The 21,288-nt window shown below is 57.3% G+C and carries 18 protein-coding genes; 6 read left to right on the forward strand and 12 right to left on the reverse strand.

The window, feature by feature from the left end; translation table 11 throughout:
* Positions 1-133: 133 nt before the first annotated feature.
* The 5 genes from hslU to priA all read right to left on the reverse strand — a co-directional run bounded on the left by hslU (position 134) and on the right by priA (position 6,533).
* Positions 134-1,468, reverse strand: a complete 1,335-nt coding sequence (gene hslU, locus CDA56_RS01865) for an HslU--HslV peptidase ATPase subunit (RefSeq protein WP_004127247.1) — start codon at positions 1,466-1,468, stop codon at positions 134-136.
* Positions 1,469-1,477: 9 nt separating this feature from the next.
* Positions 1,478-2,008 carry an ATP-dependent protease subunit HslV gene (hslV, locus tag CDA56_RS01870; RefSeq protein ID WP_004107530.1) on the reverse strand — a complete coding sequence of 177 codons (531 nt, stop codon included), beginning with the start codon at positions 2,006-2,008 and terminating at the stop codon, positions 1,478-1,480.
* 90 nt (positions 2,009-2,098) lie between these two features.
* Complete coding sequence (gene ftsN, locus CDA56_RS01875; protein ID WP_071846047.1) at positions 2,099-3,067, reverse strand: cell division protein FtsN; 969 nt, start codon at positions 3,065-3,067, stop codon at positions 2,099-2,101.
* A gap of 91 nt (positions 3,068-3,158) precedes the next feature.
* Positions 3,159-4,187, reverse strand: coding sequence for a DNA-binding transcriptional regulator CytR (cytR, locus tag CDA56_RS01880; protein ID WP_004856005.1), 1,029 nt, complete (start codon positions 4,185-4,187; stop codon positions 3,159-3,161).
* Positions 4,188-4,337: 150 nt separating this feature from the next.
* Positions 4,338-6,533 carry a primosomal protein N' gene (gene priA / locus CDA56_RS01885; RefSeq protein ID WP_102803647.1) on the reverse strand — a complete coding sequence of 732 codons (2,196 nt, stop codon included), beginning with the start codon at positions 6,531-6,533 and terminating at the stop codon, positions 4,338-4,340.
* A gap of 241 nt (positions 6,534-6,774) precedes the next feature.
* Here priA and rpmE point away from each other — a divergent pair, with 241 nt between their 5' ends.
* Positions 6,775-6,990 (forward strand): 50S ribosomal protein L31, encoded by a 216-nt coding sequence (gene rpmE, locus CDA56_RS01890; protein WP_004107543.1) that lies wholly within the window; start codon positions 6,775-6,777, stop codon positions 6,988-6,990.
* Between the two features lie 97 nt (positions 6,991-7,087).
* Here the strand turns inward: rpmE and metJ are convergent, their stop codons facing one another.
* On the reverse strand, positions 7,088-7,405 hold the full coding sequence (gene metJ, locus CDA56_RS01895; protein WP_004107547.1) for a met regulon transcriptional regulator MetJ: 318 nt from the start codon (positions 7,403-7,405) through the stop codon (positions 7,088-7,090).
* 266 nt (positions 7,406-7,671) lie between these two features.
* Here metJ and metB point away from each other — a divergent pair, with 266 nt between their 5' ends.
* Entirely contained in the window at positions 7,672-8,832 is a 1,161-nt protein-coding gene (metB, locus tag CDA56_RS01900) for a cystathionine gamma-synthase (protein ID WP_014227429.1), read from the forward strand.
* A 2-nt stretch (positions 8,833-8,834) separates the two neighbouring features.
* Positions 8,835-11,267 (forward strand): bifunctional aspartate kinase/homoserine dehydrogenase II, encoded by a 2,433-nt coding sequence (locus CDA56_RS01905; RefSeq protein ID WP_014227430.1) that lies wholly within the window; start codon positions 8,835-8,837, stop codon positions 11,265-11,267.
* A 39-nt stretch (positions 11,268-11,306) separates the two neighbouring features.
* Here CDA56_RS01905 and CDA56_RS01910 read toward each other — a convergent pair whose 3' ends face one another.
* Positions 11,307-11,678, reverse strand: a complete 372-nt coding sequence (locus tag CDA56_RS01910; protein ID WP_004856015.1) for a carboxymuconolactone decarboxylase family protein — start codon at positions 11,676-11,678, stop codon at positions 11,307-11,309.
* A gap of 90 nt (positions 11,679-11,768) precedes the next feature.
* Between CDA56_RS01910 and CDA56_RS01915 the strand changes: the two genes are divergently transcribed.
* Both CDA56_RS01915 and metF read left to right on the forward strand, forming a co-directional pair.
* Positions 11,769-12,674, forward strand: a complete 906-nt coding sequence (locus CDA56_RS01915) for a LysR family transcriptional regulator (protein ID WP_102803648.1) — start codon at positions 11,769-11,771, stop codon at positions 12,672-12,674.
* Between the two features lie 166 nt (positions 12,675-12,840).
* Positions 12,841-13,728: a methylenetetrahydrofolate reductase gene (gene metF, locus CDA56_RS01920; protein WP_004856019.1), complete on the forward strand. Its 888-nt coding sequence runs from the start codon at positions 12,841-12,843 to the stop codon at positions 13,726-13,728.
* Between the two features lie 122 nt (positions 13,729-13,850).
* Here the strand turns inward: metF and CDA56_RS01925 are convergent, their stop codons facing one another.
* The 4 genes from CDA56_RS01925 to CDA56_RS01940 all read right to left on the reverse strand — a co-directional run bounded on the left by CDA56_RS01925 (position 13,851) and on the right by CDA56_RS01940 (position 17,620).
* Entirely contained in the window at positions 13,851-14,600 is a 750-nt protein-coding gene (locus tag CDA56_RS01925) for a DeoR/GlpR family DNA-binding transcription regulator (RefSeq protein WP_014227432.1), read from the reverse strand.
* A gap of 128 nt (positions 14,601-14,728) precedes the next feature.
* Entirely contained in the window at positions 14,729-15,832 is a 1,104-nt protein-coding gene (gldA, locus tag CDA56_RS01930; protein WP_102803649.1) for a bifunctional L-1,2-propanediol dehydrogenase/glycerol dehydrogenase, read from the reverse strand.
* A 56-nt stretch (positions 15,833-15,888) separates the two neighbouring features.
* On the reverse strand, positions 15,889-16,551 hold the full coding sequence (gene fsa / locus CDA56_RS01935; RefSeq protein ID WP_102803650.1) for a fructose-6-phosphate aldolase: 663 nt from the start codon (positions 16,549-16,551) through the stop codon (positions 15,889-15,891).
* 205 nt (positions 16,552-16,756) lie between these two features.
* Positions 16,757-17,620: an AraC family transcriptional regulator gene (locus CDA56_RS01940; RefSeq protein ID WP_025106568.1), complete on the reverse strand. Its 864-nt coding sequence runs from the start codon at positions 17,618-17,620 to the stop codon at positions 16,757-16,759.
* A gap of 151 nt (positions 17,621-17,771) precedes the next feature.
* On the opposite strand from CDA56_RS01940, the gene zinT reads away from it, so the two are divergent.
* Positions 17,772-18,419 carry a metal-binding protein ZinT gene (gene zinT / locus CDA56_RS01945; RefSeq protein ID WP_102803651.1) on the forward strand — a complete coding sequence of 216 codons (648 nt, stop codon included), beginning with the start codon at positions 17,772-17,774 and terminating at the stop codon, positions 18,417-18,419.
* Positions 18,420-18,515: 96 nt separating this feature from the next.
* On the opposite strand, the gene ppc is transcribed toward zinT, so the two are convergent.
* Positions 18,516-21,167 carry a phosphoenolpyruvate carboxylase gene (gene ppc / locus CDA56_RS01950; protein WP_004856030.1) on the reverse strand — a complete coding sequence of 884 codons (2,652 nt, stop codon included), beginning with the start codon at positions 21,165-21,167 and terminating at the stop codon, positions 18,516-18,518.
* Positions 21,168-21,288: the final 121 nt, after the last annotated feature.

The raw sequence follows: 21,288 nt of genomic DNA on the forward strand, positions 1-21,288 counted from the left end.
TTGGCGACGCGCATTCACCCCAGGCACTGCCGGGATAAATGAGGGCCCTCAGCCAACGGCTGCCTTCCCACAACTCGAATTATTTAGGGTATCTATAGCCCCATCTATAGTGATGAAAATATATTGAACCGGATTATAAGATAAAACGGCTCAGATCTTCATCTGCCACCAGAACATCCAGATGCTTACCGACATATTCCGCATCGATGGTGACGGTTTGGCCATTCATTTCGCTGGCATCGTAGGAGATGTCTTCGATCAGACGCTCCAGTACGGTATGCAGACGACGCGCCCCGATGTTCTCGGTGGTTTCGTTGACCTGCCACGCGGCCTGAGCGATACGCTTGATGCCATCTTCCGTGAACTCGATATTGACGCCTTCGGTGGCCATCAGCGCTTTATACTGCACGGTGATGGACGCGTTCGGCTCGGTCAGGATGCGCTCGAAGTCGTGGGTGGTCAGCGCTTTCAGCTCAACGCGAATCGGCAGACGACCCTGCAGCTCCGGGATTAAGTCAGACGGGCTGGCCACCTGGAACGCGCCGGAAGCGATAAACAGAATATGATCGGTTTTCACCATGCCGTGCTTGGTGGAGACGGTGCAGCCTTCAACCAGCGGCAGCAGATCGCGCTGTACGCCTTCACGGGATACGTCCGGGCCGGAGGAGTTGCCGCCGCGCTTACAGATTTTATCGATTTCGTCGATAAACACGATACCGTGCTGCTCAACGGCGTCGATGGCATCCTGCTTCAGCTCTTCCGGGTTGACCAGCTTCGCCGCTTCTTCTTCAATCAGCAGCTTCATCGCGTCTTTAATTTTCAGCTTACGCGGTTTTTGCTTCTGGCCGCCCAGGTTCTGGAACATGGACTGCAGCTGGCTGGTCATCTCTTCCATGCCCGGAGGGGACATGATTTCAACGCCCATCGGCGCAGCAGCGAGATCGATCTCAATCTCTTTATCATCGAGCTGCCCTTCGCGCAGTTTTTTACGGAAAGACTGACGCGCGGCGGACGGTTCCTGAGGCTGTTCAGCCTGGCCCCAGTTGTTTTTCGCCGGCGGGATCAGCACGTCAAGGATGCGCTCTTCCGCCAGTTCTTCCGCACGATAGCGGTTTTTGTCGATGGACTGCATGCGCACCATTTTGATCGCCGCATCGGTCAGATCGCGGATGATGGAGTCCACTTCTTTACCAACATAGCCCACTTCGGTGAATTTCGTCGCTTCAACTTTTATGAACGGCGCGTTGGCAAGCTTTGCCAGACGACGGGCGATTTCCGTTTTACCGACGCCGGTCGGGCCGATCATCAGAATGTTTTTGGGCGTGACTTCGTGACGCAACTCTTCGTTGAGCTGCATACGACGCCAGCGGTTACGCAGAGCGATGGCGACGGAGCGCTTGGCTGCGTCCTGGCCGATAATGTGTTTGTCCAGTTCGCTGACAATTTCGCGTGGGGTCATTTCAGACATGGGAGATCCTTACGCTTTAGACGGTAATTCTTCGATGGTATGGAAGTGGTTGGTATAAATGCAGATATCACCTGCAATATTCAACGCTTTCTCTGCGATATCGCGTGCGCCCATATCGGTATTTTCCAGCAGGGCGCGAGCCGCGGCCTGGGCGTAAGGACCGCCGGAGCCGATAGCAATCAAATCGTTTTCTGGCTGCACCACGTCACCGTTACCGGTGATGATAAGCGATGCGTTTTCGTCAGCCACGGCCAGCAGCGCTTCCAGCTTGCGCAGCATGCGGTCGGTACGCCAGTCTTTCGCCAGCTCAACGGCGGCCTTCACCAGGTGGCCCTGATGCATTTCCAGCTTACGTTCAAACAGTTCGAACAGCGTGAAGGCGTCAGCGGTGCCGCCCGCAAAGCCGGCGATCACTTTGTCGTTGTACAGGCGGCGCACTTTTTTGACGTTGCCTTTCATTACGGTGTTGCCCAGCGTGGCCTGGCCATCACCGGCAATAACGACATGGCCGTTACGGCGAACACTTACAATTGTAGTCACGAGCAGACCCCTTGGTTGCAAAAGCGGAATAGGGGCCCCGCGGTTACGCGGGGCAGAATGCAATTATAGATGGGGGGGATTTTGAGGGTTTCAACCCCTGGCGGCGAGACGAATGCAGTTTGCGTGTCCGGCCATTTTCAGCCGTTCAATCATATTGCTGGCGTTTTCTTTGCCTTTCAGCGGCCCAATCACCACGCGGTTCCAGCCGTTATTGGTGGTGATGTGCGAGGCGAAGCCTTCAAACGCCAGCTGCGCGCGCACGGTTTCCGCCTGCTCAGCGCCTTTAAAGGAGCCGCACTGGATCATCCAGCTGCGATCGTCTTTTTTCTCCGCGGCGGCGGTTTTTGGCGCCTCTTCAACGCGGGTTACCGGCGCGGCGGCCTGGGTTTTAGGCTGCGCGGTACTGGTATGCGCCGGCGTTTGCAGCAGATCCTGATACGGCTGCTGGTTCGACGCCGTTTGCTTCGGCGGCTGCTGCACCGGTTTCGGCTGCTCGACGGCCCGCGGCTGGGTTCGCGGTTGCTGTACCTGCGTCTGTGTCTGCTGCTGCACCTGCGCGAGCTGCTGCTGCTGAACTAAACGCTGACGCTGCAGGGTCTGCTGGCGCTGCGCCGGGGTTTGTTCATTCCACGGCACTTCGGTCAGCTGCGTAGGCTGCTGACGCATATCGGCCTGCATTTGCGCCAACAGCTGGCGCTGTTCGTCCGTCAGCTGCTCCGGCTTCATGACTTCGCCGCCTGCCGTGGGTTCCGTAGGCGCACGTACGCCGGGCTGACGGCTCTCCAGCTCTTTAATATAGCGCCAGCGCTCTTCCGGCTTCGGCGGGAGGCCGTTGCCAGCGGCCTGCCGGTTTTGCAGCGCTTCAGCTTCTTCTTTCTTGTGGTGCGTGATGAAGTACAGTCCACCGATAAAGGCCACCAGCACTGCCGCAGCGATCGCCACCATAGTCGGTGAAACCGCCGAAAGGCCGCCTTGCTTGTTCCTTGAGCTTCGGGTATTGCTCTTTTTGCGCCGCGAAGAAGCCGGTTGGCTGCGGCGTACATAATCTCGTTGTGCCACTATCGTTTCGCTGTCTTATTCGTTTTTCAGCCCGCCATGTTACTTAAGCGGCGGGCCTTTGACCAGAAGGGCAGGCCCGAAAGCCTGAAGGTTATGTTCGGATTTTTCGCGTACTGCCGCGAACGATAAGCTCGCAGTCGAGTAATCGTGAACCGCTGCTGACGCTGTGACCGTGTAGTTGATCCAATAAAAGCAGCATCGCTTCGCGGCCAATATCAAAACGTGGTTGCGCGACGGTCGTCAATGGCGGATCGCAAAATTCAGACAAAGAGATGTTATCGAAACCAATAATAGACAGATCTTCAGGAACTTTCAGGCCGCGACGTTTCGCCAGCGATAATGCCCCCAGCGCCATAATATCGCTATGGCAGAAAACAGCCGTCGGCGGTACCGGCAGCGCCAGCAGCTGTTCGAGGGCGTTGGCACCGGCTTCATAGGTAAAATTGCCGCGGGCGATATAGTGCGGATCGACGGTTATCCCGCTACGACGCAGCGCCTGGACATAGCCCTGCAGGCGATAATGGCACAGCGGCATCTCTTCCGGGCCGGCGATACAGCCGATGCGGCGATGCCCCAGCTCGTGCAGATAGTTAACGGCGTTAAAGGCGGCGGTGAGGTTATCGATATGCACCGTCGGCAGCTCAAGCTCGGGAGCGAATTCATTGGCCATGACCATCGGCGGCAGATTGCGCTGCTCCTCTACGCCCGCATCGAAGGGCAAACGGGAGCCAAGCAGCAGCATACCGTCGATCTGCTTGGTAATGATCAGGTCGATAAAGGTCTTTTCCTGACGGTTCTGGTGGGCGCAATCGCCAATCAGCACCAGGTACTCCTGTTCCGCCGCGGTGACTTCAATACCGCGAATGATCTCGCTGAAAAAGGGGTCGCAGATATCCGGCACAATCACCAGAATGGTGCGTGACTCGTTGCGCTTCATATTGCGCCCGAGCGATTGCGGTAAATAGCCGACTTCCAGCGCGGCCTGCTCGACCCGGTTACGGGTGCTCTGCGAAACCTTATCGGGATTCATTAACGCTCGGGATACGGTTGCCGTGGAAACGTTTGCCTTTTGGGCAACGTCTTTCATAGTGGCGGCAACGACCTGTTTTTTGGGCTTCACCTGATTTCTCCTCGCTGACTGGCGCAGACACATCCCTGGCGTTCTGACATCAGCAACATTTTTAACAGATAGTACATCCAGAGAGTTACAGAATTTTCATGAAAAACGTGACGATGGTTGAATTTTTCGATCCGCCTCGCAAGAGAAGCCTTAACCTTCAATAGGATCGACGTCCAGAACCCATTTCACTTTTCGCGCTTCCGGCAGCGTGTTAATCAACGCCAGCGTTCCGCTGACGATATGCTGTAGCTGAACGCGCGACGGATGCTGGAGGAGAATTTGCCAGCGCCAGCGGCCGCCACGCTTTGGCGCCAGCGCCGGAACCGGCCCGAGCACCCACAGTTTCTTATCGGCCAGCGGGCTGGCCTGCAGCAGGTTGCGCAGCTGTTGTAAAAAAAGCGGCGCCTGCTGGTTGTTATGATCCTCGGCGCGAATCAGCACGTGGCTGGTCCACGGCGGCAGCTGCATGCTTTGCCGTTCCGCCAGCGCCTGCTCGGCAAACGCGTCGTATCCTTTATAAAGCAGCGTTTGCAGCAGCGGGTGTTCCGGGTGGTGGGTCTGCAGGATCACCTCGCCCTGTTTGCCCGCCCGGCCTGCGCGGCCTGAAACCTGCGTGTAGAGCTGAGCGAAGCGCTCCGCCGAGCGGAAATCGGCGGAAAACAGCGCGCCGTCAACGTCCAGCAGGGAAACCAGGGTGACATCCGGGAAGTGGTGCCCCTTCGCCAGCATTTGGGTGCCGATAAGAATGCGCGCGCCGCCGCGATTGACGTCGGCAAGATATTGCTCAAGCGCGCCTTTGCGGCTGGTGGTATCCCGGTCGATACGGGAAATCGGGATATCGGGAAACAGCGGTCCCAGCGCCTGCTCAAGCTGTTCGGTCCCCAAACCTACCGGTACCAGATGCGTTGAGCCGCAGGAGGGGCACTGGCGCGGAATCGGGCGCTGGCTGTCGCAGTGGTGGCAGCGCAGATGATGCTGAGCCTGGTGCAGCGTGTAGTAGCTGTCGCAGCGCGGACACTCCGCTATCCAGCCGCAGTCGTGGCACAGCAGCGCCGGCGCGAAGCCGCGGCGGTTCAAAAACAGAATCACCTGGTTATCGGCCTGCAGATGCTGGCGCATGCGGCCAATGAGCGCCGGAGACAGTCCGGCCTGCAGCTGCTGGCCCTTTAAATCCAGAACGTGCTGCTGAGCCGGGCGCGCATTGCCCGCTCGTTTGGTGAGCTTCAGCTGGCGATACTTGCCCTGGCGGACGTTATGAAGCGTCTCCAGCGCCGGGGTCGCCGAGCCGAGGATAATTGGAATTTGTTCGCTGTGGGCGCGCCAGACCGCCAGATCGCGGGCGTGATAGCGCCAGCCTTCCTGCTGTTTATAAGAGCTGTCGTGCTCTTCATCGATGACGATGACCCCGAGGTCTTTAAAAGGGGTAAATAGCGACGAGCGGGTACCGATAACAATCGCCGCTTCGCCGTTTTTGGCTTTTAGCCACGCGGAGAGGCGTTCGCTGTCGTTCAGTCCGGAGTGTAGCACTTCCACCGGGGCGCTAAAGCGGTGGCGGAAACGGGCGATTGTCTGCGGCGTCAGGCCGATCTCCGGCACCATCACCAGCGCCTGGCGCCCCTGCGCCAGTACGTTTTCAAGGACGCTCAGATACACTTCCGTTTTGCCCGAACCGGTGATCCCGGCCAGCAGCCAGGCGGAAAAGCTGTCCGAGGCGCTGTGAATCGCGCCCACGGCGGTGGCCTGTTCGGTATTGAGCCGCAGGCGCTCGCCGGGTACCGAGAAGCCCGTGCGCCAGTCGGCGATCGCGGGCGCTTCGCTGGCGAGTTCGGCCAGACCTTTACCCCGCAGCGCCTGCAGGGCGGCGTCGTTAAATTCGAGTTCGGCAACCTGATGGCGCCAGATCTTGCCCTGACGCAGCGCAGCCAGCGCCTGCTGCTGTTTCGGTGAGCGCTTAAGGCTGTTGATATCAACCGCTTGCCCCTGTTCGGTGGCAAACCAGTACCACATTGGCGCCGCGCTGGCGGGCTTCCCCTGGCGCAGCACGATCAGTAGCGCGTGAAACAGCACATCGCCGATGGGATGATGGTAGTAGTCCGCCGCCCACAGCAGCAGCCGCCAGACCGAAGCGGAGAAGACCGGCTCGGCATCAAGAACTTCGGCCACTGGCTTGAGTTCGTCGAGCGGCAGTTCGCTGCGCTCACTGACCGCCGTTACGATACCTATCCGCTCCTGTTTGCCGAACGGGACGCGCACGCGACAGCCTGCTTTGACCGGCATGCCGTCAGGCAGCAAATAGTCAAAAGTGCGGGGCAGCGGAACGGGCAGGGCAACGTGAGCGACGGGCATTTAATCTTCCTGACTTGAAATCTGGCGGGTTAGTATACACATTGTGATAAGGGCTCGCGGATCAGTTTGCATATGCTGGTCAAATTCTGTATGATTCGCCGCCTTTGATGCGCTTTGTGCGACATCAAAATCTATTACCCGGGAATTTCGCTTCGCGCAATCGCACCGGGAAATTATTAACATCGCGTGGTGTCTGGCGTTAGGGCTGGAAGAGCGACGCGGCCTTAACTGAGGTTCTCCCATGAAAAAAGATATTCATCCGAAATACGAAGAAGTTACTGCTTCCTGCTCTTGCGGTAACGTCATGAAAATCCGTTCTACCGTAGGTCACGACCTGAACCTCGACGTGTGCGGTAAATGCCACCCGTTCTACACTGGCAAACAGCGTGATGTTGCTACCGGTGGCCGTGTTGACCGCTTCAACAAGCGCTTCAGCGTACCGGGTACCAGCAAGTAATTTGCTGAAGAAGCCGCCTCAGGGCGGCTTTTTTGTTTCTCTTGCGCTAAACGCGAGAAAAAAGGGCAGAAGATTTCTTCTGCCCTTTTTTATGGTTTTAGTATTCCCACGTATCCGGGTCGATGCCCAGTTCGCGCATAATCTCTTTCGCCGCTTCCGGGATTTCATCGCTGCGCTCTTTACGCAGGTCTTCATCGTTAGGCAACGGTTGACCGGTAAAGGCATGCAGGAACGCTTCGCACAGCAGTTCGCTGTTAGTCGCGTGCCGCAGGTTATTCACCTGACGACGCGTGCGTTCATCGGTGAGGATTTTTAACACCTTCAGAGGAATGGAAACCGTAATTTTTTTTACTTGCTCACTCTTCTTACCGTGCTCAGCGTATGGGCTGATATATTCGCCGCTCCATTCAGCCATGAGTTACCTTTAATCCTCTATTCATTAGTTAAGGGCCTGAACGCGAGTCCTGGCCATAATTGCGCGTAGTTTACCGTAGAGGGGCGCGTCTGGCACCAAACAAGCCGCTACGGATGTGCGCTAATGCATATAATTTTAACGGCTATTTCCAGTTTGCTCAATCTATACGCAAAGAAGTTTAGATGTCCAGATGTATTGACGTCTATTATAACAATGATTACTCTGGAGCCTGACTTTTCACCGACTCAGCCCAGGAACTCCCCAACATGACGCGTAAACAGGCCACCATCGCAGTGCGTAGCGGTTTAAATGACGACGAGCAGTACGGTTGCGTTGTCCCGCCCATTCATCTCTCCAGCACCTATAATTTCACCGGATTTAACGAACCTCGCGCCCACGACTACTCTCGTCGCGGTAACCCGACCCGTGATGTGGTGCAGCGTGCGCTGGCGGAGCTGGAGGGCGGCGCGGGGGCGGTTCTGACCAATACCGGCATGTCGGCCATTTTGCTGGTCACCACCGTATTTCTGAAACCGGGCGATCTGCTGGTGGCGCCGCACGACTGCTACGGCGGCAGCTACCGCCTGTTTGACAGCCTGGCGAAGCGCGGCTGCTATCGCGTGCTGTTTGTCGATCAAAACGACGAGCAGGCGCTGAGCGCCGCGCTGGCGGAAAAACCGAAGCTGGTTCTGGTCGAAAGCCCAAGTAATCCATTGCTGAGAGTTGTGGATATTGCGAAAATCTGCGGTCTGGCGCGTGAGGCCGGAGCGGTCAGCGTGGTTGATAACACCTTCCTGAGCCCGGCTTTGCAGAATCCGCTGGCGCTGGGCGCCGATCTGGTGTTGCATTCGTGCACTAAATATTTGAACGGCCACTCTGACGTCGTGGCCGGGGTGGTGATCGCTAAAGATCCGGCGACCGTCACCGAACTGGCATGGTGGGCGAATAATATCGGCGTCACCGGCGGAGCGTTTGATAGCTATCTGCTGCTGCGCGGCTTACGTACGCTCTCTCCGCGTATGGAAGTGGCGCAGCGTAACGCGCTGGCGATTGTCGACTATCTGAAATCCCAGCCGCTGGTGAAAAAACTGTACCATCCGTCCCTGCCGGAAAACCAGGGGCATGAGATTGCGGCGCGTCAGCAAAAAGGTTTTGGGGCGATGTTAAGCTTCGAACTGGATGGCGATGAGCAGACGCTGCGTCGTTTCCTGAGCGGGTTATCGCTGTTTACGCTGGCGGAATCGCTGGGCGGCGTGGAAAGTCTGATTTCCCACGCAGCGACGATGACCCATGCGGGCATGGCGCCTGAAGCGCGTGCGGCCGCCGGGATCTCAGAAACGCTTCTGCGTATTTCGACCGGTATTGAAGATGGTGAAGATTTAATTGCCGACCTGGAAAATGGCTTCCGGGCAGCAAACGAGGAATAAACATGAGTGTGATTGCGCAGGCAGGGGCGAAGGGTCGTCAGCTGCACAAATTTGGTGGGAGTAGTTTAGCGGATGCGAAATGTTACCTGCGCGTCGCGGGTATTATGACGGAGTATTCGCAGGCGGGCGACATGATGGTCGTCTCTGCCGCCGGCAGTACCACCAACCAGTTGATCAGCTGGCTGAAGCTCAGCCAGACCGATCGCCTTTCTGCGCATCAGGTGCAACAATCGCTCCGTCGTTATCAGATGGAGCTCATCTCCGGACTGCTGTCACCAGACGCTGCCGACACGCTGATTGCCATCTTTATTCAGGATCTTGAGCGCCTTGCCGGGCTGCTTGACGGCGGCGTCACCGACGCGGTATACGCCGAAGTCGTCGGTCACGGCGAAGTCTGGTCGGCCCGCCTGATGGCGGCGGTGCTGAACCATCTTGGCGTAGAAGCCGCCTGGCTGGATGCGCGTAGCTTCCTGCGCGCCGAGCGCTCCGCGCAGCCGCAGGTGGATGAAGGCTTATCCTATCCGCTTTTGCAGCAGCTGATAGCGCAGCACCCGAACAAGCGTCTGGTGGTGACCGGCTTTATTTCGCGTAACAACGCCGGGGAAACTGTCCTGCTGGGGCGTAACGGTTCCGACTATTCCGCCACCCAAATCGGCGCCCTGGCCGGGGCGTCTCGCGTCACTATCTGGAGCGACGTGGCCGGGGTCTACAGCGCGGATCCGCGTAAAGTGAAAGACGCCTGCCTGCTGCCGCTGCTGCGCCTGGATGAGGCCAGCGAACTGGCCCGCCTGGCGGCGCCGGTGCTGCATGCCCGTACGCTGCAGCCGGTCTCCGGCAGCGATATCGATTTACAATTACGCTGTAGCTACACCCCGGATCAGGGCTCAACGCGCATCGAACGCGTGCTGGCTTCCGGTACCGGGGCGCGTATCGTGACCAGCCATGATGATGTCTGCCTGATTGAGTTCCAGGTACCCGGCGGCCAGGATTTCAAACTGGCGCATAAGGAGCTGGACGCTATTTTAAAACGCGCCCAGCTGCGTCCGCTGGCGGTTGGCGTACACGCCGACCGTAAGCTGCTGCAGTTCTGCTACACCTCTGAAGTGGCCGACAGCGCGCTGAAGCTGCTGGACGAAGCGGGGCTGCCGGGCGAGCTGCGCCTGCGTCAGAAACTGGCGCTGGTGGCGATGGTTGGCGCTGGCGTGACCCGCAATCCGCTGCACTGCCACCGTTTCTGGCAGCAGCTGAAGGGCCAGCCGGTAGAGTTTACCTGGCAATCAGAAGAGGGCATCAGCCTGGTCGCGGTGCTGCGCGCCGGGCCGACGGAAAGCCTTATTCAGGGGCTGCATCAGTCGTTGTTCCGCGCGGAAAAACGCATTGGCCTGGTGCTGTTTGGCAAAGGTAATATCGGGTCCCGCTGGCTGGAGCTGTTCGCTCGCGAGCAGACCACGCTTTCCGCCCGCACCGGGTTTGAATTCATCCTTGCCGGGGTCGTGGATAGTCGCCGTAGCCTGCTTAATTACGAAGGCCTTGACGCCAGTCGCGCGCTGGCTTTCTTTAATGATGAGGCTGTTGAGCAGGATGAAGAGTCGCTGTTCCTGTGGATGCGCGCGCATCCGTACGATGATTTAGTGGTGCTGGACGTAACCGCCAGCGCGCAGCTGGCCGACCAGTACCTCGATTTCGCCAGCCATGGTTTCCACGTTATCAGCGCGAATAAGCTGGCTGGCGCCAGCAGCAGCAGTAAGTATCGCCAGATCCACGACGCGTTCGAGAAGACCGGGCGCCACTGGCTGTACAACGCCACCGTCGGCGCCGGTTTACCGGTCAACCATACGGTGCGCGATTTGATTGATAGCGGCGATACCATTCTGGCGCTGAGCGGTATTTTCTCCGGCACCCTTTCATGGCTGTTCCTGCAGTTTGACGGCACCGTGCCGTTTACAGACCTCGTCGATCAGGCCTGGCAGCAGGGGCTGACGGAACCGGACCCGCGCGTCGATCTCTCCGGGAAAGACGTCATGCGCAAGCTGGTGATCCTGGCCCGTGAGGCGGGTTACAACATCGAGCCGGATCAGGTGCGCGTTGAGTCGCTGGTGCCCGCCCACTGCGAAGAGGGGTCGGTCGATCACTTCTTTGAGAACGGCGAAGCGCTGAACGAGCAGATGCTGCAGCGTCTGGAAGCGGCGCGCGAAATGGGCCTGGTGCTGCGCTACGTCGCGCGCTTTGACGCTAACGGTAAAGCCCGCGTCGGCGTTGAAGCGGTGCGCGAAGAGCATCCGCTGGCGGCGCTGCTGCCGTGTGATAACGTCTTTGCTATCGAGAGCCGCTGGTATCGCGATAACCCGCTGGTGATCCGCGGTCCGGGCGCCGGTCGTGATGTGACCGCCGGGGCGATTCAGTCGGATATCAACCGTCTGGCGCAGCTGCTGTAGCCATAAATTAAAGACCAGGCAACGCCTGGTCTTTTCACCTTAGTGCGCCGCGAAGACTTCTTTGGCGGCAAACAGGCCATTCAGGGCCGCCGGGAATCCGGCATAGACCGCCATCTGCATGATCACTTCCGTAATCTCTTCCTGCGTCAGCCCGACATTTAACCCGGCGGCAATATGCACTTTTAGCTGCGGCGCGGCGTTACCGAGCGCCGTGAGCGCGGCGATAGTGGCAATTTCACGGCTGCGTAAATCGAGTCCTGGCCTGGCGTAAATATCGCCGAAGGGGAACTCAATCAGATAGCGGGCAAAATCGGGGGCGATATCCTTCAGGCTGTTGACGACGGCGTCGCCGCCTTTGCCGTCCACGCGCTGTAGCATTTCTCGTCCGATGGTATAACGTTCGCTGGTCATGGCTTTTCCTCAGTGTGATGATGCGTAATGAGGAAGGTTAGGGAAGTTTTCCTGACTTGAGTAATACCCTTTTCGTGATACCTTTTCAGTATGACAAATTCACGTTTACACACTCTGGATATTCGCCTGCTGCGCTACTTTGCGGTGGTGGCGGAGGAAAATAACATCAGCCGGGCCGCGCAGCGGCTATTTATTTCGCAGCCGCCGCTGAGCCGTCATATTCGCCATCTGGAAACGCAGCTGGGGGTAACGCTATTCTTGCGGCATACCAAAGGTCTGATCCTTACCGACGAGGGAAGACGGGTGCTGGATATCATTCGGCCTCTGCTGGCGCTTCAGGATCGCACCCTGGCGGCGTTGAGCCAGCTCTCTGCGCCCGCGCAGCAGCCTCTGCGTCTGGGGTTGACCACCGCCTTTGAGCAAGGCGTTTTCGCCGCCGCGGAATCCGCTCTGGGTGAGTACACCGGCGCGTTGCACATCACTCGTCAGTCATCACCGGCATTGGCCCAACTGGTGCGAAAGGGCAAGCTGGATGCGGCGCTGGTGGCGCTGCCGCTGAATACCGAGGGGCTTCACCTGCATCCGTTGCCGTATGGCGAGCCGCTTATCGCGGCGCTACCCGCATCCTGGCCGGAGGCCGCCAGGGCGGAGCTGACGTTAAGCGCACTCAATCATCGGTCGCTGTTCTGGTTTAAACGCGAGCGTAATCCCGATTTTTTTGACTATACGCGACGTATTTTTGACCGGGCAGGCTATGTGCCCACCTACGTGGAGGAGCCTGCCGAGCATGATGTTCTGCTGGCGCGGATTGCGCGCGGAGAAGGCCTGATCCTCCTGCCGGCCTCTTTTTCCGCGATTCAGCGGCAGGGGGTCGTCTTTTGTCCTTTGCAGGATGCCAGCCAGCAGCTTCCGCTTAGGCTGGGAATGGTGACGCTGCCCGCAAATGAGAGGGTCCGGGAAAGGGTAACAGCAGTCGTTGAAAAATCATTGCCTTAGCGAAAAAGAGATGAATTAATTTCATCCTGGCTGAATATTCCTCACTGTTTACGCTGATTTTTCTATTGACGCGGATGCCCTTTTCCGTCATTTTTACATCTGGACGTCTAAACGTATAGAAGTTCGCGAAACAACAAACAATAAAATGCGATTGATGAGGTAAGGTATGAGCTTTTTTCACGCCAATCAGCGGGAAGCCCTGAATCAGAGCCTGGCGGAAGTGCAGGGCCAGATTAACGTCTCCTTTGAATTCTTTCCGCCGCGCACCAGTGAAATGGAGCAAACCCTCTGGAAATCCATCGATCGCCTGAGCAGCCTGAAGCCGAAGTTTGTCTCCGTGACCTACGGTGCTAACTCCGGTGAACGTGACCGCACCCATAGCATTATCAAAGGTATTAAAGAGCGTACCGGTCTGGAAGCCGCCCCGCATCTGACCTGTATCGATGCCAGCCGCGATGAGCTGCGTACCATTGCTAAAGATTACTGGGATAGCGGGATTCGCCATATCGTTGCGCTGCGTGGCGACCTGCCGCCTGGCAGCGGTAAGCCGGATATGTACGCGGCCGACCTGGTGACTCTGCTGAAAGAGGTCGGGGACTTTGATATTTCCGTTGCGGCTTATCCGGAAGTCCATCCGGAAGCCAAAAGCGCGCAGGCCGATCTGCTTAACCTGAAGCGCAAGGTCGAAGCCGGAGCAAATCGCGCGATTACCCAGTTTTTCTTTGATGTTGAAAGCTACCTGCGTTTTCGCGACCGCTGCGTCTCTGCGGGTATCGACGTCGAAATTATTCCGGGCATTCTGCCGGTCTCTAACTTCAGGCAGGCGAAAAAATTTGCCGATATGACCAACGTGCGTATCCCGACGTGGATGGCGAAAATGTTCGAAGGTCTGGACAATGACGCCGAAACCCGCCAGCTGGTGGGGGCGAACATCGCCATGGATATGGTGAAGATTCTCAGCCGCGAAGGGGTGAAGGATTTCCATTTCTATACCCTGAACCGCGCGGAAATGAGCTACGCGATTTGCCACACTTTAGGCGTGCGCCCGGCGTAAGCAGGCTTCATATTTCCCCGTCCTTCTCTTCTCTCTGCGGCGTCAAAACATCTTCGGCGCCGCTTGTTCTGGTTATTTCCTTAACACATCTTTACGGGCGGTAGAACGGGGTGCCTGTGCCATCAGAGGTGACTATCCGCCAGCAGCAGCGGTACGTTTTGCGTTTGCATCAGAGAGAGGATATCGGGGGAGAGGCCGGTCTGGCTGATAACGAGGTCAAGGTCTGCCAGGCGGGCATGGCCTGCAAGGAACGTTTGACCAAATTTACTGCTGTCCGCCAGCAGGATTTTTTGCCGCCCGGCGCGCATCAGCGCTTGTTTGACGTGGGCATCGGTCATTTCAGGAACCGTCAGCTCTCCAAGATCGTTGACGCCCTGAGTGCTGAGGAAGACTTTGTCGGCGTGGATATGACGAAAGAAGTCGGCGGTACTGAAAGAGACCATTCCCTGGCTGGCGTCTTCATATTCACCGGGCGCGACGATCAACTTGATATTTTTTCTTCCTTTCAGGAGATTAACCACCGGAATGGAGTTGGTTATCACCATGATTTTCTTATCGAAAATAAAATGAGCGAGCGCCAGCGGCGTGGTGCCGCAGTCGATAATAATCGTGTCGCCATCTTCAACCTGCTCGGCGGCTTTCTGGCCAATCAGGTGCTTATCATCGGCCATTTGTATCGATTGCAGCTGAAAGCCGGGCTCGACGCTGGCACCGCGGGTTAAGTAGGCTCCACCGTAGGTTGTTTTTACAATACCTTGTTTTTCAAAGAAAGAGAGATCGCGACGGATGGTCATTTTGGTGACGCCGAACTTTTCGGCGAGGTCATTGACGACGACTTTTTTGTCCTGTTGCAAAATGGCGTAAATGCTCATTCTTCGATTTGATGACTGCATATCTACGATTCACCCAAAGGAAAATCGCACTATAAAATACATCGTTTTGGCGGGCAATGGTGGGCGAAAAGAACATACCCGCCTGCTGGCGGGTATGTCGCGAGGGTTTATTCCCACTCTTGCAGGAAGCGTTGACCGTACTGGTCGGCCACCAGAAGCGCGGCATAGACCTGATCCGGCGTCGCGCCGCCGGGCATATTGTGGATGGTTTCACCTTCCGCGCAGGCGGCTTCCGCCACGGTACGCATTTTGCCCGGGATATCGACTTTAATATCCAGCTGCGCCAGGGTGATAGGCAGCCCGACGCTATGGCACAGCGCCGCTACGGTTTCGATCTCTTCCACCGGCGCGTTTTCCAGTACCAGCTGCGTAAGCGTACCGAAAGCCACTTTTTCACCATGGTAGTAGTGGTGAGCGTCCGGAATAGCGGTCAGACCGTTATGGATAGCGTGCGCAGCCGCCAGGCCGCCGCTTTCAAAGCCGACGCCGCTCAGATAGGTGTTGGCTTCAATAACCCGTTCCAGCGCCGGCGTCACCACGTGCTGCTCCGCCGCCAGCATCGCTTTTTCGCCCTCTTCAACCAGCGTGTTGTAGCACAGTTCAGCCAGCGCCAGCGCCGCCTGGGTGCATTTTCCGCCCGCCATGGTGGTCGCGCCGCTGCGGGAGCAGGCACGCGCTTCAAACCAGGTCGCCAGCGCATCACCGATACCGGCTGCCAGCAGGCGCGCCGGGGCGCCTGCAACGATTTGCGTATCGACAATGACCATGTTCGGGTTGCGCGGCAGCATCAGGTAGCTATCAAACTCGCCGTCATCGGTATAGATGACCGAGAGCGCGCTGCACGGCGCGTCGGTGGAGGCAATCGTCGGGGCAATAACCACCGGCAGATTCATAAAATGTGCTAATGCTTTTGCGGTATCCAGCGTCTTGCCGCCGCCGATACCCAGCACGGCGGTGCAGCGGGCGGAACCGGAAATATCACGCAAGCGGTTGATTTCGTTATGTGAGCATTCGCCGCCAAACGGTGCGATTTCGCCAGCCAGCCCCGCATCCGCCAGGCTTTTACGCAGTTTTTCTTCGGCAAAACCGAGTACGAATTTATCGCCCACGATGAGCCAGCGTTCTGCCAACGGCTTGAGGTATCCACCAAGGCGGGTAATGACGTCCGCGCCCTGAATGTACTTACCGGGTGATTGAATAATGCGATCCATTTCTATTCCTCCTGGATGACCGTGATGCCACCCCCCTGGGCAGCTCGCCGATCGGGTTACAGGTTTAGCGTTCCAAAAGCGTTATTCCAGTCCTGCTCAAACTTCTCAATAGCTGACTCTACCGCAGGGGTACCGAGCATTTGTTGCGCTACATCTAACGGAAGGGTGATCGCTTCGCAGCCTGCTAACAGGCAATCCAGCACCTGGCGCGGCGTCTTAAAGCTGGCGGCCAGCACTTTGCTTTCCGGCGCATGCAGCTCCAGCAGGGACTGCAGCTCCTGGACCATGCGGATGCCGTCACCGCCCTGGGCGTCGACGCGGTTGACGTACGGCGCCACATATTTTGCCCCGGCCAGCGCGGCCAGCAGGCCCTGAGATGCGCTATATACCGCCGTACCCAGCGTGGGGATACCTTCTTTTTTCAACAGTTTGATAGCGGCAAGGCCTTCGGCGGTGACCGGGATTTTTACCACGATACCGGGGACGGCGTTGCTCAGGCGTTTGGCTTCTTCCACCATGCCCTTCGCGTCGCGGCTCATGGTCTGGGCGAACAGAATACCTTCCGGACCGACGGCTTTTTGCAGGCGCGGAAGAACATCCCAAACCGGCGTTTTACCGGCTGCGATAATGCTCGGGTTGGTGGTCACGCCGGCCAGCGGGTAGATGCGCGCCAGGCGTTCAACTTCTGCTACGTTTGCGGTGTCCAGATAGAGTTCCATGATGCTTTCCTCAATGCTTAATTCGGTAGTGTCGTTGAGGAAAGAATACGGCTTTCACGCGGAGGGTCGCCAGATGACAAATTTGCCAAAAACTGGATAAATGTACGCATTGCGGTTAATGATGATTTAGATCACATTTATCCCGCCACCCGGATTAAAATGGGAAAATAAGAGCGCACAAAAGTCAGGTTTAACACACAAAAATCTAGTTTTTTAGCGAAGCCGTTTTTTCCGTCAGCTGGCTGTGATACTGACGGCGATACTCCGACGGCGAGCGCTCGGTGTTTTTGCGAAACAGGCGGCAGAAGTAGTTGCTGTCGGCGAAACCACAGGCGTGGGCGATATCTTTCACTTTCATATCGTGGCCTTTTAGCAGCATTCTGGCCTGCTCCAGACGGATGTGATTCAGGTATTCGTTAAAGCCCATTGGCCCGCATTTCTGGAACAGATGGGAAAGATAGTTTGGTGAGAGATAAAACGCCTGCGCCACCGACTCGCGGGTTAACGGGTCGGCAAAATGGGCATCAATATGTTTACGAATCGCTTCAAAAAGCGCCTGGCTGCGCGATGACGTTTGTACCTGGCTGCCCAGCAGATCGGCACAGTGGCTGAGCAGGCTGGTGACAATACAGCGGGCCGTATGCTGTTCCTGCGGCTGCATCTGCATTTCATTCAGCGCCTGCAGCAGAAACGATCCAACCCGGGGGCCGCGGCGAGGAACCTGCTGTTTATCCAGCACGTTAAGCGCGCTGCCGTCCCAGTGGCGTAGAACGAATTCCAGCTGCTGCTTACCAAATAAGACAGTTAACAGCGTGGAGGGCATCAGCCACTGCGGGTCATTCCATCCGCCTGCGGGGACGTACAGCACATCGTGCGGCGTCAGCTGCGCCTGGTCGGCCTTAATCGCCGGATCGCGAAGCTGCCCCGCAAGCATGATTTCGAGGCGCGGAAAATCGACGCTTAGCGCTTTCTCAGAAGCCGGTCTGGATTCTGTGGAAAAGTGGACTTTGCCGATTACCGCCGGGCCTTTAATAAAAGAATCAATGGCCTGATTAATGTCGCTATCCATTCTCTCTCCGCGTCGCGCGATCCCGTTTCATCATACCTAACAAACTGGCAGAGGGAAAAGCCGCGCGATTTTTCTGCGAAGAGAGTTGTAAGATTTGATTGATATGTTATATCGTAACACATTATTGCAAACCTAAACTCAGGAGAGAGTGATGACCCGAAAGATTTCCGCGCTTATGCTTGGTGTAAGCCTGGTCCTGGCGAGCAGTCAGGCGGTCGCCCACGGCCACCATAGCCATGGCCCGGCGCTGACCGAAGCGGAGCAGAAGGCGAGTGAAGGCATTTTTGCCGACCAGGACGTAAAGGACAGGGCGCTGAGCGACTGGGAGGGTATCTGGCAGTCGGTTAATCCCTATCTGCTGAACGGCGATTTAGATCCGGTACTGGAGCAGAAGGCCAAAAAAGCCGGTAAAAGCGTGGCGGAATATCGGGAGTATTATAAGAAGGGCTACGCTACCGATGTGGACCAGATTGGTATCGAAGATAACGTCATGGAGTTTCACGTCGGGAAAACCGTCAACGCCTGCCGGTACGCCTATTCCGGCTACAAAATTCTGACCTACGCATCCGGTAAAAAAGGCGTGCGCTACCTGTTCGAATGCCAGCAGGCGGATTCAAAAGCGCCGAAGTTTGTTCAGTTTAGCGATCACACCATCGCGCCGCGCAAGTCCCAACATTTCCATATCTTTACGGGCAATGAGTCCCAGGAAGCGCTGCTGAAAGAGATGGATAACTGGCCAACCTACTATCCTTATGCCCTGCATAAAGAGCAGATTGTCGACGAAATGCTGCACCACTAATAAAAAAAGCTCCGGTAAACGCAATGCTTACCGGAGCTATGGTTTTTAACCCGGCTCGCGCTACGCTTAGCCGGGCTACAGGTTTCTCAGGGCGAACTAGCCGGTGTTACGCATGCCTGCCGCAACGCCTGCGATGGTGACCATCAGCGCTTGCTCAACGCGCGGGTCCGGTTTTTCACCTTTCTCTTCCGCCAGACGTGAACGATGGAGCAGCTCGGCCTGGAGCACGTTCAGCGGGTCGGTATAGATATTACGTAGCTGGATGGACTCCGCGATCCACGGCAGGTCGGCCATCAGGTGGGAGTCGTTGGCGATTGCCAGTACCACGTTGATATCGGCGGACAGCAGTTCACGCAGCTCTTCGCCCAGCTTCCACAGTTCCGGTTTCACCAGACGCTGATCGTAATATTCCGCCAGCCACAGGTCGGCTTTTGAGTAGACCATCTCCAGCATGCCGAGGCGGGTAGAGAAGAACGGCCAGTCGCGGCACATGCTTTCCAGCTCGCTCTGCTTGCCGCCTTCAACGACTTTTTGCAGCGCGGCGCCGGCGCCCAGCCAGGCTGGCAGCATCAGGCGGTTTTGCGTCCACGCAAAGATCCACGGAATGGCGCGCAGCGACTCGACGCCGCCGGTCGGGCGACGTTTGGCCGGACGCGAGCCCAGCGGCAGTTTGCCCAGCTCCTGCTCCGGCGTCGCGGAACGGAAGTAAGGAACAAAATCTTTATTTTCACGCACGTAGCCGCGATACATCTCGCAGGAGACGTCGGACAGCTCGGCCATGATGTCGCGCCATTGCGCTTTTGGCTCCGGCGGCGGCAGCAGGTTGGCTTCCAGAATCGCGCTGGTGTAGAGCGACAGGCTGCTGATGGTGACTTCCGGCAGGCCGTATTTAAAGCGGATCATCTCGCCCTGTTCGGTAACGCGCAGGCCGCCTTTCAGGCTTCCCGGAGGCTGAGAGAGCAGGGCCGCGTGCGCCGGCGCGCCGCCGCGGCCGATAGAACCGCCGCGACCGTGGAACAGCGTCAGCTCAATGCCGGCTTTTTCACAGGTCTTAATTAACGCGTCCTGCGCCTGATACTGCGCCCAGGAGGCGGCCATCACGCCCGCATCTTTCGCCGAGTCGGAATAGCCGATCATGACCATCTGCTTGCCCTGGATAAAGCCGCGATACCAGTCGATATTCAGCAGCTGGGTCATAACGTCGTCGGCGTTATTCAGGTCGTCCAGCGTTTCGAACAGCGGGGCGACCGGCAGCGCGAAGCCGATGCCGGCCTCTTTCAACAGCAGATGCACGGCCAGGACGTCTGACGGCGTTTTCGCCATCGAAATCACGTAGGCCGCAATAGAGCCGCGCGGCGCTTCGGAGATGACTTTGCACGTCTCGAGCACTTCGCGCGTTTCTTCGCTTGGCTCCCACTGGCGCGGCAGCAGAGGACGCTTGGAGTTCAGTTCGCGGATCAGGAAGGCCTGTTTATCGGCTTCTGACCAGCTTTCATAGTCGCCGATGCCGAGATAGCGGGTCATTTCGCCCAGCGCTTCGGTGTGGCGGGTGCTTTCCTGACGGATATCGATACGCACCAGCGGTACGCCAAAGGCTTTTACGCGGCGCAGGGTATCGAGCAGCTCGCCGTTGGCGATAATGCCCATACCGCAGGCTTGTAGCGACTGGTAACAGGCGTAAAGCGGTTCCCACAGCTGCTCGTTTTGCGTGATAAGGCCCGCCGGTTTCGGCAGTTTCTGTCCTTTCAGGCGCGCTTCCAGCCAGGCCTGGGTCTCCATCAGCTGCGTGCGCAGTTTTTTCATCAGGTAACGATAGGGTTCCTGAGCGCCTTCCGCGCCTGCCAGCTCACGCAGCTCGTCGGTGCACTCAACCATCGACAGCTCGGAAATCAGCAGCTGGACATCTTTCAGGAACAGATCGGTTGCCTTCCAGCGGCTGAGCAGCAGGACGTGGCGGGTAATGTCGGCGGTCACGTTCGGGTTGCCGTCGCGGTCGCCGCCCATCCAGGACGTAAAGCGAACCGGAACAAAATCGACCGGCAACCGATAGTTCAGGTTATCTTCCAGCTGTTCATTCAGCTCGCGCAGGTAGTTCGGTACGCCTTCCCACAGGCTATTTTCGACAACCGCGAAGCCCCATTTGGCTTCATCCACCGGGGTAGGGCGATGCTTGCGGATTTCATCGGTGTGCCACGACTGGGCAATCAGCTGGCGCAGACGGCGCATGACCTGATGACGTTCATAGTCCGCAATGTCGTTGTTATCGAGCTGCTTCAGGCAGCTGTTGATCTCGCCCATCTTGTGGATCAGCGTACGACGCGTGATTTCGGTCGGGTGCGCGGTCAGCACCAGCTCCAGCGACAGGGATTCAACGGCTTGTTTAATAATCGTTTCGTTGAGATTGGGTTGCTCTTTGAGCTTTCTCAGGGTACGGGCAATCACTTCCGGATTACTGGCCGCTTCGCCTTTTGGCGAAATGCTGTGGTATTGCTCAGCGGTATTCGCCAGGTTCAGAAACTGGCTAAAGGCGCGCGCCACCGGCAGCAGCTCGTCGTTGGACAAGTTTTGCAGCGTGGTGAGCAGCTCCTGGCGGTTGGCTTCATTGCCAGCGCGAGAAGATTTGGACAACTTACGGATAGTTTCGACACGATCAAGAATGTTTTCTCCCAGCGCATCCTTGATGGTGTCGCCCAGCACCTTACCGAGCATACTGACATTACTACGCAAAGCGGAATATTGTTCGTTCATGTTACCCCAGACACCCCATCTCATTTTATTTTGTTATATCCGGCGCTCGATAATTTGAGCAGTGGATAAGCAACCGTCTTTTATAAAGCCACGTAAAAACCCCCACGTCAATTGTTGCGAA

It is taken from the genome of Klebsiella michiganensis (assembly GCF_002925905.1).
GTDB classification, from domain to species: Bacteria; Pseudomonadota; Gammaproteobacteria; order Enterobacterales; family Enterobacteriaceae; genus Klebsiella; species Klebsiella michiganensis.

What these genes read in the sequence shown, in the direction of transcription:
- hslU (WP_004127247.1), bottom strand. Translation starts at nt 1,468, where the DNA reads ATGTCTGAAATGACCCCACGCGAAATTGTCAGCGAACTGGACAAACAC.
- priA (WP_102803647.1), bottom strand. Translation starts at nt 6,533, where the DNA reads ATGCCCGTCGCTCACGTTGCCCTGCCCGTTCCGCTGCCCCGCACTTTT.
- rpmE (WP_004107543.1), top strand. Translation starts at nt 6,775, where the DNA reads ATGAAAAAAGATATTCATCCGAAATACGAAGAAGTTACTGCTTCCTGC.
- metJ (WP_004107547.1), bottom strand. Translation starts at nt 7,405, where the DNA reads ATGGCTGAATGGAGCGGCGAATATATCAGCCCATACGCTGAGCACGGT.
- metB (WP_014227429.1), top strand. Translation starts at nt 7,672, where the DNA reads ATGACGCGTAAACAGGCCACCATCGCAGTGCGTAGCGGTTTAAATGAC.
- CDA56_RS01905 (WP_014227430.1), top strand. Translation starts at nt 8,835, where the DNA reads ATGAGTGTGATTGCGCAGGCAGGGGCGAAGGGTCGTCAGCTGCACAAA.
- CDA56_RS01910 (WP_004856015.1), bottom strand. Translation starts at nt 11,678, where the DNA reads ATGACCAGCGAACGTTATACCATCGGACGAGAAATGCTACAGCGCGTG.
- CDA56_RS01915 (WP_102803648.1), top strand. Translation starts at nt 11,769, where the DNA reads ATGACAAATTCACGTTTACACACTCTGGATATTCGCCTGCTGCGCTAC.
- metF (WP_004856019.1), top strand. Translation starts at nt 12,841, where the DNA reads ATGAGCTTTTTTCACGCCAATCAGCGGGAAGCCCTGAATCAGAGCCTG.
- CDA56_RS01925 (WP_014227432.1), bottom strand. Translation starts at nt 14,600, where the DNA reads ATGAGCATTTACGCCATTTTGCAACAGGACAAAAAAGTCGTCGTCAAT.
- gldA (WP_102803649.1), bottom strand. Translation starts at nt 15,832, where the DNA reads ATGGATCGCATTATTCAATCACCCGGTAAGTACATTCAGGGCGCGGAC.
- fsa (WP_102803650.1), bottom strand. Translation starts at nt 16,551, where the DNA reads ATGGAACTCTATCTGGACACCGCAAACGTAGCAGAAGTTGAACGCCTG.
- CDA56_RS01940 (WP_025106568.1), bottom strand. Translation starts at nt 17,620, where the DNA reads ATGGATAGCGACATTAATCAGGCCATTGATTCTTTTATTAAAGGCCCG.
- zinT (WP_102803651.1), top strand. Translation starts at nt 17,772, where the DNA reads ATGACCCGAAAGATTTCCGCGCTTATGCTTGGTGTAAGCCTGGTCCTG.
- ppc (WP_004856030.1), bottom strand. Translation starts at nt 21,167, where the DNA reads ATGAACGAACAATATTCCGCTTTGCGTAGTAATGTCAGTATGCTCGGT.